This window comes from Phaeodactylibacter xiamenensis, from assembly GCF_965229835.1.
Classification (GTDB): domain Bacteria; phylum Bacteroidota; class Bacteroidia; order Chitinophagales; family Saprospiraceae; genus Phaeodactylibacter; species Phaeodactylibacter xiamenensis.
In genome coordinates this window covers 6565772-6578640 of the sequence record NZ_OZ245931.1, presented here as the reverse complement: position 1 = coordinate 6578640, position 12869 = coordinate 6565772, and the positions used below count along the sequence as shown (strand labels likewise).

Sequence of the window (12869 nt, the reverse complement as noted above, 5' to 3'; positions counted from 1 at the left end):
TCTTTCCTTTTTGATGATAATGAGGTTAAATATGGTCGTACATCAGGGGGCAGATGCTAATCTTCCCCTTTTGCGTTAGGATGGGCTTGTTGGTAAACGGCTCTTAGCCGCTCTACAGAGTTATGCGTGTATACTTGCGTGGAAGCCAGGCTGGAATGCCCCAGCAAAGCTTTTATCGCATTAAGCTCGGCGCCATTCTCAGACAAGTGAGTCGCAAAGGAGTGGCGAAGGGCGTGTGGCCCAAGCCGCTCGTCGGGGCTCACAGCCGAGAGGTACTTACGTACAATATTATAGACCAGCTTGGGGTACATAGGTTTGCCTTTTGCGGTAAGCAACAGGAGCTTTTGTTTGTTAGCTCCGGGCAGCTCTTCACGCCACCTGAGGAAGTCCTGCACTTCCAGCACCAGGCTTTTCCCAATCGGCACCAGTCTTTCCTTCCCCCCTTTACCGCGAATGAGAATCTCCTGCTGCGCCCAGTTAAAGTCCTCCGGGCGTAGCGCGATCAACTCCGAGCGGCGCATCCCGGTGGCATACAACAGCTCCAGGACCAACCGGTCTCTTTTACCTTCATATCCTTCCGGGAATGTGACCTCACTGAACAAGATCTGAAGTGCTTCTTTCCGCACCGCCCCTGGCAGGCGCTTCGGCAATTTGGGGGCCGATACCTTGAGGGTGGGGTCTTCTGCTAAATGCCCTCTGCGGAGCAAAAAACGGTAGTAGGCCTTGATAGTGGAAAGCTTACGGTTAACCGTCCGGGCTTCCCGCCCTTCCGTAATCAGCTCCACCATGAAAGACCGTATATGGCTGTGGCGGACCTCCTGCATTTGGTCAATACCTAAAGCCTTACTCAGGTATTCCATGAATTGCTGCAGATCTTTGCGATAAGCGGTAATGGTATGGATAGAGAAACGCTTCTCGAATTCCAGGTATTGAAAGAAGGACTCTAGTTTCATTTAGTGGGCTTAACTGTGGAATCAAGTTAGGTAGAAAAAGATTATTTGTCAAATTTTCTTATCATTGATCACTTCAGCGGGGTTCACCCCTGATCTTAAAGCCTAGCTATGCAACGCGAAAAGAAAGACAAACATTTCATCAAAAAGCCGGTATATCCGGGCGGCCCTAAGGCACTGCGGCAGTTCATTGCGCAAAACCTCCAATACCCGAAGGAAGCGCTGAAAGCAAAGGTGGAAGGCACCGTTGTGCTGAAATACAGCATCAACCACGAGGGGCAGGTTACCGAAGCGCAGGTCGTCTCTGGCATTGGTCAGGGTTGTGATGAGGAAGCGGTACGGGTGACGAAGCTGTTAAAGTTCGAAGTACCGAAATTGCCCGGGAAGAAAACGAAGGTGGTTTTTCACAATACTATTAAGGTGCATTTCCGTTTGCCTAAGCCGGAAGCGCAGCCTACTGCTGTGCAGTACGAGTATACGTCTTCAGCGAAAGCGGAGCCGACCAAGCCTGCTGCGCCTTCGGGTGGGGGTAGTTATAGTTATACGATTGAGTTTTAATTCTTTTCAGCTCCCGAGAATCACCGCATCTCCAAGACCCTGTGCGTATACTGACGATTAAGTGGTTTGCCACAGCAAATCTACTCAATGCTTGCGCGTGTCTCGTCGTCTTTGGGCTTTGACCACCTTAAAGGCGGGAGGGTCAGCATTTACGCTGGGAAGTGGCTTGCGCTTGTCCTGACAAGCTATGCTTCGTCACGGACCTGTCCTGACAAGCTATGCTTCGTCACGGACCTGTCCTGACAAGCTATGCTTCGTCACGGACCTGTCCTGACAAGCTATGCTTCGTCACGGACCGATGTCGCAAATCCAAGATTCCAGACGATGAATGTCTGGATCAACCGCCCAGACGATGAATGTCTGGATCAACGACCCCAGACGATGAATGTCTGGATCAAAGACCCGACATTTATCGTTCCCCGTGCTGGCCGTCAGCGCCAGTAGGTGACCACTTCGTATTGCGTATAATTAATACTTTGGCCTCCGCCGCCCCGCCTGATCCTTTCTTCCGGTTGTACCCGGGGAGCTGGAACCGTGAAAAACAGGCGCGCATTAAAGGTGTAACTCATTCTGAGCAACCCGGCGTAAGTCCACCGGTTGCGGGGGTTATCAGCAACGGATTCCGTGCATGGAATGAGGGCCTGCTATGTATTGTAGTCGAATATCGATTCAACCTGCCAATACCTGCCCTGAATCGGCTCAAGCCCCAGGCTGTCAGACAAAGGGGCCACAGGAACAACAGCCTTGCCCGTAAAGACTCAACGGCAAACAGAAACCAGAAAAATTTGCAGACAACGCATAGCTCAAAAGTCACTCAATGGGTAAACCTTACATATACCATCCGCAATAATAGCAAAGACCCGCTCCTTAGGCGGAAGCCGGTTATCCTCAAAAAGAAGGGGATAGGTGATGTGCCCATTGGAGGGATAGTCTCCATAGGGGAAATCCCGGTAAGCATAGCCGCTACCTTGCAGGTCAGATACAACTACCGGAGAGGGATCCACTCTTGTCCAGGTACCCCAGGTCGTTTCCAGATAATGCCGCAGCGCCAGTGATTCCCCCTGTAATCCTCCAAATATGCACCTGCCTTCCAGCTGCCACCAAAAACTCTCTGTGAATCGGTCGAAAGCCAGCATATTATTGTTGTAGATCAGCCCAGACACTCCATAAAGGATACTGTCTCTTTCCCACACTTTTGCGGTCCCGGTTAGCGGGCTGTAAGTAACCGAAACCGGGATTCCGCCGACTTCATCGTTTATGATTTCGTGCCAGTTTAGGATAGCGTGTGGGTAGACTTTTGTTTCTCCGTTGATCCGGACCACAACGACCAGGTCTTCATCGGTCAGGTAAAACCCGGCATCCGGTGAGATTTCGAAAGGATGGTATTGTATGAACTGAGGATCGTCGAGGGCTTCTATCTCATCGAAGTCGGCTCCCTGAGCCACCCCTGCTTCCGGAACGCTCCATCCCGGCAGGGTATCCCAGGTCAAAGGGGCATCGGTACCTTCTGCCCCATGCAGTTCGAGACCAGGGTAAGATGCGCTAAAGACAAACCAATACCCCATTCCGGAATTAAGTGGGCGAAGCTGACTGCCCGCCAAAGGACCATTGACTGCTCGCCCCCAAACATCCCAGCTGGTACCGGAAGCATCAGTCATAATAACAGGAAAGCCACGGTCTACCCCCTGAAAGTCTAGCAACACGCCGTTGAGTTCGCGCTCAAAAGCCACCACCACGTTGCGGGCTTTACTTCCTGCAACGACTATGTGCTTTCCTGCAAGCCAATCCTCTATTACTTTGGTCTTTGGCCCCGGGCTCGCAGGAATCGTAGTTTCCGGCACGGGCACATCCGCTGAACAGCCTACACAGATCAAGGTGACAAGAACCACCCACAGGGATAAATATTTCATAATCGGAGATGACAATTCCTGGAATAAGTAAGGGCTGTTGCCACATCAGTAACAACAGCCCCTACACGATTAACTCGGAGTATTAACTCTGTCGAGCTTAACTTAGTTCACGTCCCACCACAACTTTGAGCTCAGGTCGTTAGGGTTAGAAGTAACGGCCTGCAAAGAAGAGTTGTTACGCGTCTGCTCACTAATTGGATAAGGCAGGCGAACAGGGATTACATCGTTGGTAGCAGCAGCTGGCACTTCCAGCTGCGGGTAGTCCAGACGGCGCCATTCTGCCCATGCCTGAGGGCCATTCATGTAGAATGCAATCCACTTTTGCCAGCCCAAAGACTCTTTCCAGTTGTCTGCGTTGTAAGGGTTAGCAGCAACGTAGTCTGCAATCGCAGCCTCATCAGTGATACCCCAGTAGTTCATAGACGCTTCGATACCTGCAGCATAAGCAGCAGCAGCATCGCCAGCGAGAATTCCACGCTGGAAAGCCTCAGCTGCCAGGAAGTTCACCTCAGCAAAGTCAATGATCACAGCCGGAGCTGTAGCCTCACGTACCCTTCCGCTTGGACGGGAAGTTGTGGACTTCAGTGCGAATGCATCACCGTCAGTCAGGCCATAAGGCATACCTACGATTTCACCACTGTTGGTAGGAGCTGCATACACATCAAGACGAGGGTCTCCCATAGCCTTGAGATTGTCAACCAGTACATCAGTGACGGCAAAGTCATCACGGGTATTGATTACAGCATCAATGAAGAGCGGGTTTGCAATATTTGGATCAGAAGAGAATGCAAACAGTGCATTGTCCTCATTGCCTTCAAGCATACCACCTTCAGCTGCAGAAGCGATGTACGTCTTGGCAGTGTTCTCGTCCACATCAACAATACGCATAGCCATACGCATCATCAGAGAGTTACCGAGCTTGCGCCACATGTCAACATCACCGTTATAGATCAATTCGCCGGAATCAAATGAACCAGAAGAAGGATCAAGTGCATTAACAGCCGCCTGCATACGTGCAAGCAGGTCCGTATAAATGCTCTGCTGTGTATCATAGGCAGGGAGTGGGAACTCGATACTCTTCAACGCCTGTGTATAAGGCATGTCACCGAAAGCATCCACCATATTGTGGAAAGTATGAACCATCAGGATTTCAATGATAGCAATCTGGTTGCCCCGCACCGCTTCTGTAAGCGTTTCGTCCATCTGGATCATTCCTTTTGCCACTTCAAGTTCTTTCAGAACGTCTGTATAGAAGTCGACCCATTCCACATCAAAGTCATTGCCATCTACGGTATAACGAGACTCTTCAGCGTACTCATTCTGAGCCCAGTGCTGCACACAAAGCATGGTCCACTCTGCGTTATAACCACGGCTCCAAAGTACACGATTGACCTGATACTCCGCTTCTGTCACCAGGTTTACAGCGGGTACATCGATTGGGTTATTCGGGTCAACGTTTAGCTCTGTGATATCCTCACAGGCAGTAGACCCAACCAGCAGTACGCTTAGCAGTAGGGCATACTTATATTGAAAGATATATTTCATTGTAAATTTTGTTTTAGTTAAGAACACCGAACAAAACGCCTGGCGGGCGAAAACAGTGCCCGCCAAACGTTTCGGTATTGTTAAAATTAAAGCTTGAAGCTCAGGTTAACACCCATAGAACGGGTAGAAGGAATCTGTGCGTTTTCCAGTCCCTGATCGTTACCAGCACCTGTGATGATCTGTGGATCGAGGTATGGCAGGTCAGCAGTAAGGATAGCCAGGTTACGGCCAAAGATAGACACTGTTACGTCACGGAATGGCGCTTTGCCAAACAGACGGTTAGGAATCTTGTAGCCAAGGCGAACGTCACGCAGCTTGATAAAGCTGGCTTCAAATACGTTTGGCGCGGCACGGTTCCAGTAAGTCTGGTAGTACACCTGTGGGTCAACCGCAATATCGTTTGGCGTACCATCTTCCTTCACACCTGGCAGGATCAATCCTTCGGCACGAATATCATCGATTCCGTTGAAAGAAACGGTCTCAGGGTGCATGCCGGAGTACTTAGACCACTGCAGAGAAGTAGAGTGGATAGCCCCTCCTTTCTGGAAGTCAAACAAAACGCTACCAAAGAGCCCCTTGTAGCGGAAGCCTGTCTGCAAGCCACCGGTCCAGTCTGCGACCGCAGAACCGAGGAATACACGCTCACTGGTAAACTGGTAGAACCCGTCTTCATCCACCAGGCGCTCACCATTTTCATTAAACACGTAGTCTTGTCCGAAGATAGCCATGTATGGCAGTCCTTCAGCAATACGAAGGTCAGCAGCCCATGTGCCTCCACGTGCAATACTTTCCACACCGTCAGCAAGGCTAACCACCTCGTTGTTCTGGCGCAGTGCATTCAGCGTAATATTCCACTGGAAGTCCTCAGTTTCGATTGGCACTACGTTTACCTGGAATTCTACGCCATAGTTGCGCATCTCACCGGCATTAAGAATTTTGGAAGTATAGCCGGTAGCTGCTGAGGCAGGAACAGAGAATATCTGGTCTTCTGTAGTCCGGTCATAGTAAGCGATATCAATGCCGAATCGGCCATTGAACATGCGCAGATCAAGACCAAATTCATACTCAGAAGTAAGCTCTGGGCCAAGATTTGGATTATTCTGTCCGTTTGGTACCGCATAGCGAGGGTTGCCCATATAGTTAGGCACCTGTGGAGAGAATACGTCTGTCAGGCGGTAAGGGTCAGCATCCAGACCTACCTGAGCGTAGCTTGCCCGTACTTTCGCGAATGAGATCGGACCGATGGCACCACCGAATACTGGTAAGTCAGAAATTACTGCACTCAATGAAACGGATGGGTAAAAGTAAGAATTTGACCCTTCCGGAAGCGTGGAAGACCAGTCATTACGAGCGGTAACATCCATGTACAGCCAGTTGTCAAAGCCGATAGAAGCCAGACCAAATACACTATTGATACCCCACTCCTGCTCGTTCGTTGATACGATTGGAGAAGCCAGGGAGTTGCTAATATTGTAGAAACCGTCCAGTGCCAGACCACCGTTAGTCTCAGCAGAAGTACGGCGGATGAACTGATGCATGCGGTTACCACCAGCAACAACATTCAATGAAATGCGGTCGAAGTCTTTGTTATAGCTCAACTTTGCTTCCATGTTAGTTTCCTGGAAGCGGCGCTCTTCCTCTCCGTAGTAAGAAGTCTCCACGGACTGGATTGGAATACCTTCACGGGTGCTGAACTGATAGAAATCTGTACCAGCGCGGCCGGAAAGTGAAAGGCCTTCTGCAAGGTCAACAACTACCTGACCATTACCGAAGAAGCGGTTACGAGTATCCTCCTGCAGGAAGTTCTCACGTACCCAGAATGGGTTATCAAAGAAGTTGGGCTGCTCATCGTAGAACAACAGATTGTTGTCAGCGTCCTTTTGAGGGCCACGTGCATTCCAGGTCTGCTGGAAACCATCCGTACGAACATCGTTGCGCAGACGGTCCATGTCCAGCTGTGTTTGCCACCACTGGGTGAAGGCCTGCATTGGGTTACCGTTGTTGTAGCCCGTTACGTTACGGTTTTGTGCATCCGTACGAACGTAGTTACCTGCCAGTTCCACACGTACGCGATCGTGGATTTTGTACCCGGAGTTGAAGGTAAGTGTGTTACGCTCGAGTTCACCGTTAGGCATAGTGCCAGCCTGGCTCAGGTTGGTGAAGCCCAGGCGGAAGTTACCTTGGTCGTTAGCGCCACTAAGCGCGATGCTGTTCTGTAGCGTCTGACCTGTTTCGAAGAAGTCTTCGTAGCCGGAGTTAGGAGCAACCCATGGGCGTACTTCTTTGTACAGTGGGCTGCCTGGGTCCCAGCTGTCCCAGTGGCGAACCAGACGGTTAGGGTCATACTTTGGTCCCCATGAGCCGTCCTTTGAGTAAGAAGGATAGAGGTATTCCTGACCATCCTGAATTACAGTATTGAAACCGTGTGGGGTACCTGTGTTCAAGGCACCGCCGCCGTATTCCTGCTGGTGAGGGATGAGGTTGTTCACCTGATCAAGCGTCATGCTTGAGTTCACTTCAACACCAATTCCCTTGCCTTTGCGGCCGGAACCGTCCTTGGTTGTGATCAGGATAACACCGTTTGCACCACGCTGACCGTAGAGTGCAGAGGCAGCCGCACCTTTTAGTACCGTCATGCTTTCGATGCTTTCAGGGTCAATGTCCTGAATGGTGTTACCGTAGTCATAGGCCGTACCACCACCAAAACCGCGCATCTGCGCATTGGAAGCGAAGTTGGAGTTATCCAGTGGGATACCATCTACAACGAACAGCGGCTGGTTATCACCAAGGAAAGAGTTGGAACCCCGAATGGTAATACGGGAAGAACCGCCCAACGAAGAAGGTGCGCCCTGGATCTGAATACCCGCAACTTTACCGTTGAGGGAGTTCACAACGTTGACTTCCTTGGTCTCCGCCAGTTCTGCACCTGAAACCTCCTGTACGGAGTAACCAAGTGCCTTTTCCTGGCGCTCAATACCAAGGGCAGCCACCACAACCTCCTGAAGATTCACACCTTCTGTCATAGTGATGTCCAATGCAGTCTGATTGCCCACCTCTACTTCCATCGTTTCGAAGCCGGTGTAGCTGACTACAAAAATGGCATCTTCACCCTTGACATTGATGGAGTAAGCCCCATCGATGTCGGTGATTGTACCCGTTGTTGTTCCTTTGACTAAGATACTGGCACCCAGGAGCGGGTCGCCGTTTTGGTCACTGATAGTACCAGTGACAGTTCTCTGTGCGAGCATGGAACCAATGGCAAAGACCACCAGTCCCAGCACTAGTGAGAGTTTTTTCATACTAATTACTTTTTGTTTTAAAACGTAGAGTCAAACGCTAAAGTAGCGCTTTTCACAAACATAAAGAGTTTAAAGGTTAAGTTTTTGTTAACCTTATGTCAATTTAACGCCATGATTTCCCAATGCGCTGCCTTGAAGGATGCCAAAATTTCTGTTTTCACCCTTTTTGGTAAGCCGACCGACCGAACGCCAAAAACAATCCCCCCCTATCCCAACTGCCGCAAATACAATTGAATAGTATTCGAAAGCCCGAAGTAAAGAGCATCAGAGATCAGGGCGTGCCCAATTGAAACTTCAAGCAGGCCTTCGATATTTTCCTGGTAAAACCGAAGATTGTCGAGATTGAGGTCATGCCCGGCATTAATCCCCAACCCGGCTTCCCGGGCCACCTTTGCAGCCTGAACGTGAGGGGCAACGGCTTTCTGACGGTCTGCTTCAAACTGTTTGGCATAATCTCCCGTATAGAATTCGATACGGTCTGCACCTACCGCCTTCGCTCCTTCCACGTATTTGGCAACCGGGTCGACAAAGATGGATACCCGGACGCCTGCTGCATGCAACTGCTGCGTGATATCTATCAGAAAGGCTTTGTGCTTGACGGTGTCCCACCCCTGATCGGAGGTCAGCACATCGGGGCTGTCCGGCACGAGTGTAGCCTGTGTGGGCTGGTGTTGCTGCACCAACTCCATAAATTTTTCCGTAGGATTGCCTTCTATATTGAATTCAGTCGTATTTACTGCTTTTAGTTGTGGGATATCGCTGTAGCGGATGTGCCGCTCATCGGGGCGGGGGTGCACAGTGATGCCTTCTGCTCCGAACCGCTCGCAGTCTTTTGCGACCTGCACCAGATCCGGGAGGTTGCCCAACCGGGCGTTTCGGATTAGCGCAACTTTATTGATATTTACACTTAGACGAGTTGGCATGCCATCTTTGATTTTTGGATTAGGAGTAAATTTGTAGAACGTTTTTCGGTCTGCTTGGTTGCCTGAACACCGGGGCAACGGCTGCGCAATACAAAGCCAGTTACCGGAAGCCCTAAGGTTGCCACAATTTTCCTAACTTCGACCGGAATAGAGACCAACTTATGGATACAGAAAATTTACCGCCACTGGGCGTATTCCTGCTCCTAATCCTTTTTATGATGGTGGGAGCCGGAATTGGCAGCGGGCTCGGATACCTGGCCGCACAACTGCAGGGACTGGAGCTGAACACCGTGATTACTGGCTTTAATGAACAAAGCCCGGTGGAAGAGCGCAACCTCGTACGGGTAGTCAATCTTTTTTCCCAGCTTTTCGTATTCACGGTTTCCTCTGCGCTGACGGCTTATCTGGTTTACCGCCAACGAGCCTTACATTATCTAAGGCTGGACCGGGGAGCTTCCGTCAATATACTTTCCGCAGCGGTGGCCTTTATTTTTGGCATCTTTATTTTCTCTCAGTTTCTGTACTGGCTTAATATGCAGTTGCCCTTGCCGGACTGGGCCAACAATATGGAGGGCGATGCTGCCGAAATGATCAAAGGGATTTTGGTCATGAACTCTGCGGGCGAATTCCTGCTCACGCTTTTCGTCGTGGCCGTTCTCCCGGCAATTGGAGAAGAGTTATTGTTCAGAGGTATCATACAGCAGCAACTGGAGCGCATGGGGCAGAACCCCGTATTGGCCGTCTGGATGGCAGCCTTTATTTTCAGCGCTTTTCACCTTCAATTTGCCGGTTTTTTCCCACGCTTATTTCTGGGGGCTGGGCTGGGCTATTTGTACCTGTGGTCCAGAAGCCTCTGGGTACCTATTCTGGCGCACTTCTTCATCAATGGTATGCAGATCGCCGGGCAGTATATACAGAAAAATGCGTTGGCGGAATCGACCATTGAAGATGTCAACTGGTGGGCGACCGGTTTGTCCGTATTACTAATTGCGGGATTGAGTTACTATCTTTACCAGCATTATTTAACAAAAGTAAAACCAACGGAGGCTGAAGAAACGCCCCTGCAGCCCTAACTGATATACCAAAACATGAATGGTCTGATCCAACGCGCCATTACCGGTATTATTTTCGTCCTCGTCGTAACAGGCTGCATTTACGCAGGCCCAGTGAGCTTCGTGGCCCTGTTTGCCGTTATTACCGGAGGCGCGCTGTGGGAATTCTTCGGGCTCGTGCTCACCAAGCAGCACCGCCGGGATATGATACGGCGCATGCTGGCACTGGGGCTTGGGCTCGTGCCCTTTTTTATGAGCACCATCGTGCAACTCCAACTGGTACCAAACCGGGAAGCCTTTATCGCTATTTCCTCCCTTTTGTTTTTTCCGTTCACCTTTTCGGTCTTCATCTATGAGCTGTATACAAAATCGGAGCGCCCCTTTGAAAACGTAGCCTTTGTGATGCTGGGTATGGTTTACATCGGCGTCCCCTTCGCGCTGCTGCTTTTTGTAGCTTTTGACAGCGGTCTGTATTATCCGAATCTCGTTTTTGCACTTTTAGTTATGAACTGGGTGAATGATTCCGGCGCTTACTTCGTAGGCTCTAAGTTCGGGAAAACGCCCCTCTTCCCGCGCATTTCCCCCAAAAAGACCTGGGAGGGCTCGGCTGGAGGAATGATCTTTACGCTTGTTTTCGGGATGATCCTTTACTATACTTTCCAGGAGCTGGACCTGCGCGACTGGCTGGTACTGGCGGCCATAGTCGTGATTTTCGGTTCGCTGGGTGATTTGGTGGAGTCTATGCTCAAGCGGAGTGTGCAGATAAAAGACTCCGGAGGGTTGCTACCGGGGCACGGAGGGCTCCTGGACCGTTTTGATGCATTCATATTCCTGTTACCCTTTGCGACAGCCTATCTCTTATGGATCCGATAGAACATTATTCTGTCCTATGTGCTTAGGATATCAGATCTTCCACCTAAATTTGGAGCAAAATTAACGAACATACCTCATGGCAATCATACACCGCGAAGGGCATCGCATGCTCATTATTTTAGGCCTCGCCTTAGCTGTCCTTAATATCGTCACTTACCTGGCCTGGCCTGGTTTTTTATGGCTGGCAACAGCCGCATCCATTATCTTTTTTGCCTTGGTTCTACAGTTTTTTCGCAATCCGAAAAGAACGATCCCCAAGGCAGATGATACGCTGGTCTACGCTCCCGCAGACGGGCAGGTCGTGGTCATTGAGGAGGCTGAAGAGACCGAGTACTTCAACGCCAAACGCCTGCAGGTTTCCATTTTCATGTCTCCGCTCAATGTGCATGTCAATCGCAATCCCTTAGGTGGAGAAGTTCGGTATCTGAAACATCACCCGGGCAAGTATCTCGTCGCCTGGCACCCTAAGTCTTCCACTGAAAACGAGCGGACCACCGTGGTAATTAAGAATGGGCAAACGGAAGTCCTGCTTCGGCAAATCGCCGGAGCGATGGCTAAGCGGATTCGTAATTACCTTAGCATTGGCGACCGCATTACGCAGGGCGGTGAAATGGGCTTCATCAAGTTTGGGTCAAGAGTAGACCTCTTCCTGCCGCTTGATGCAGAAGTGAAGGTCAATATCGGTGATAAGGTAAAAGGAAATAAAACAGTGATCGCCAGAATTTAACGCTCTGTCCAGATGACTTCCCCCTGCTCATTGAGGTATTGCCAGCGGTTTTGATAGACCACCTGTGCCAGTCCCGCCCGAAAAGGCAGTGCAGCCTGATAACGGGGCGGGATCCGCCAGACGCCATCTGTACCGATGTAACCCCAATGGCCTTTGTTCTTTACCTGGGCCAGCCCGTTAGAGAAAACCCCGGCATCCTGAAAGCCGGCCTTGATCACCAGATGTCCCGCTGTGTCAATATAACCATACCGACCGTGCAGTTCCACCGGAGCCCGGTCATTTCCAAAGTCACCGGCAAATGTGTAGCGGGGCGCAACCAGTAGAGCCCCTTCTGTATTAATAAAACCGTACTTTTCGTCTTGTACAATAGTGGCCATTCCATTGAAAAACTCACCGGCCAGGCCACCTTGCGGTGCATCGAACTGCGGTTCCAAAAGTAGCTGCCCTGCCGTGTCTATCAGGCCCCACTGCTCCCCTTCCCACACTGCAGCAACTCCGTCACGGAAGGCCTCTGCTCTATCGTACTGAGGGGTGATCGCAAGGGTGCCGGACTTGTCAATGTAGCCCCACTTTTCTCCAATTTGCACGGCAGCAAGCCCTTCACTGAAAGGGCCGGCCGCATCAAACTCCGGCTGAATAGCCCACTCTCCATCCGGGCCTATAAATCCAAAATAAATACCCCTGGCGACCGGTGCCAGCCCTTCTGAAAAATCACCGGCAGCATCAAACTTCAGGGGGATTTCCAAATCGCCGCGCCGGTTGATGTAGCCCCAGCGGCGAACAAGCTGTACCCGGGCCAGCCCTTCTTCAAAAAAGCCAATGAACCGGAACCAGTGCTTGAGCAGCAAGCGCCCCATCTCGTCCATGTGCACCAGCTTATCATTAAACCGGACACGGGCGAAGCCATTGTAGAAATCCTCAACCTCCAGATACTGCGGCTCAATAACCACATCCCCGATACGGTCGATGAATCCGTAGCGGCCCCGGTCACGAATAATGTAAAGCGGGCTGTCCATAGGCAGATTTGGAAAA

The 12869-nt window shown here is 50.7% G+C and carries 10 protein-coding genes; 4 read left to right on the top strand and 6 right to left on the bottom strand.

Going from position 1 to position 12869, the window contains the following annotated elements; genetic code table 11:
- Positions 1–56 precede the first annotated feature (56 nt).
- Positions 57–953: a tyrosine-type recombinase/integrase gene (locus ACO08I_RS25290; protein ID WP_282775350.1), complete on the bottom strand. Its 897-nt coding sequence runs from the start codon at positions 951–953 to the stop codon at positions 57–59.
- A 108-nt stretch (positions 954–1061) separates the two neighbouring features.
- On the opposite strand from ACO08I_RS25290, the gene ACO08I_RS25285 reads away from it, so the two are divergent.
- Positions 1062–1508, top strand: coding sequence for an energy transducer TonB (locus ACO08I_RS25285; RefSeq protein ID WP_282775349.1), 447 nt, complete (start codon positions 1062–1064; stop codon positions 1506–1508).
- A gap of 803 nt (positions 1509–2311) precedes the next feature.
- Here ACO08I_RS25285 and ACO08I_RS25280 read toward each other — a convergent pair.
- From ACO08I_RS25280 to ACO08I_RS25265, 4 genes are all read right to left on the bottom strand, one after another.
- Positions 2312–3418 carry a DUF3179 domain-containing (seleno)protein gene (locus ACO08I_RS25280; RefSeq protein WP_421947492.1) on the bottom strand — a complete coding sequence of 369 codons (1107 nt, stop codon included), beginning with the start codon at positions 3416–3418 and terminating at the stop codon, positions 2312–2314.
- A gap of 102 nt (positions 3419–3520) precedes the next feature.
- Entirely contained in the window at positions 3521–4963 is a 1443-nt protein-coding gene (locus ACO08I_RS25275) for a SusD/RagB family nutrient-binding outer membrane lipoprotein (protein WP_282775345.1), read from the bottom strand.
- A gap of 86 nt (positions 4964–5049) precedes the next feature.
- A complete protein-coding gene (locus ACO08I_RS25270) occupies positions 5050–8262 on the bottom strand; it encodes a SusC/RagA family TonB-linked outer membrane protein (protein WP_421947491.1) in 3213 nt (1070 codons plus the stop codon).
- A 206-nt stretch (positions 8263–8468) separates the two neighbouring features.
- On the bottom strand, positions 8469–9185 hold the full coding sequence (locus ACO08I_RS25265) for a pyridoxine 5'-phosphate synthase (protein ID WP_282775343.1): 717 nt from the start codon (positions 9183–9185) through the stop codon (positions 8469–8471).
- 161 nt (positions 9186–9346) lie between these two features.
- Between ACO08I_RS25265 and ACO08I_RS25260 the strand changes: the two genes are divergently transcribed.
- The 3 genes from ACO08I_RS25260 to ACO08I_RS25250 all read left to right on the top strand — a co-directional run bounded on the left by ACO08I_RS25260 (position 9347) and on the right by ACO08I_RS25250 (position 11837).
- Positions 9347–10258, top strand: a complete 912-nt coding sequence (locus ACO08I_RS25260) for a CPBP family intramembrane glutamic endopeptidase (protein WP_052516059.1) — start codon at positions 9347–9349, stop codon at positions 10256–10258.
- 15 nt (positions 10259–10273) lie between these two features.
- Positions 10274–11110 carry a phosphatidate cytidylyltransferase gene (locus ACO08I_RS25255; RefSeq protein WP_044222928.1) on the top strand — a complete coding sequence of 279 codons (837 nt, stop codon included), beginning with the start codon at positions 10274–10276 and terminating at the stop codon, positions 11108–11110.
- A 76-nt stretch (positions 11111–11186) separates the two neighbouring features.
- Complete coding sequence (locus ACO08I_RS25250) at positions 11187–11837, top strand: phosphatidylserine decarboxylase family protein (RefSeq protein WP_421947490.1); 651 nt, start codon at positions 11187–11189, stop codon at positions 11835–11837.
- On the opposite strand, the gene ACO08I_RS25245 is transcribed toward ACO08I_RS25250, so the two are convergent.
- Positions 11834–12853, bottom strand: coding sequence for a WG repeat-containing protein (locus ACO08I_RS25245; RefSeq protein ID WP_421947489.1), 1020 nt, complete (start codon positions 12851–12853; stop codon positions 11834–11836). The genes ACO08I_RS25250 and ACO08I_RS25245 overlap by 4 nt on opposite strands.
- Positions 12854–12869: the final 16 nt, after the last annotated feature.

Excerpts from the sequence above, each read along its gene's own strand:
- ACO08I_RS25290 (WP_282775350.1), bottom strand. The coding sequence starts at position 953 with ATGAAACTAGAGTCCTTCTTTCAATACCTGGAATTCGAGAAGCGTTTC.
- ACO08I_RS25285 (WP_282775349.1), top strand. The coding sequence starts at position 1,062 with ATGCAACGCGAAAAGAAAGACAAACATTTCATCAAAAAGCCGGTATAT.
- ACO08I_RS25280 (WP_421947492.1), bottom strand. The coding sequence starts at position 3,418 with ATGAAATATTTATCCCTGTGGGTGGTTCTTGTCACCTTGATCTGTGTA.
- ACO08I_RS25275 (WP_282775345.1), bottom strand. The coding sequence starts at position 4,963 with ATGAAATATATCTTTCAATATAAGTATGCCCTACTGCTAAGCGTACTG.
- ACO08I_RS25270 (WP_421947491.1), bottom strand. The coding sequence starts at position 8,262 with ATGAAAAAACTCTCACTAGTGCTGGGACTGGTGGTCTTTGCCATTGGT.
- ACO08I_RS25265 (WP_282775343.1), bottom strand. The coding sequence starts at position 9,185 with ATGCCAACTCGTCTAAGTGTAAATATCAATAAAGTTGCGCTAATCCGA.
- ACO08I_RS25260 (WP_052516059.1), top strand. The coding sequence starts at position 9,347 with ATGGATACAGAAAATTTACCGCCACTGGGCGTATTCCTGCTCCTAATC.
- ACO08I_RS25255 (WP_044222928.1), top strand. The coding sequence starts at position 10,274 with ATGAATGGTCTGATCCAACGCGCCATTACCGGTATTATTTTCGTCCTC.
- ACO08I_RS25250 (WP_421947490.1), top strand. The coding sequence starts at position 11,187 with ATGGCAATCATACACCGCGAAGGGCATCGCATGCTCATTATTTTAGGC.
- ACO08I_RS25245 (WP_421947489.1), bottom strand. The coding sequence starts at position 12,853 with ATGGACAGCCCGCTTTACATTATTCGTGACCGGGGCCGCTACGGATTC.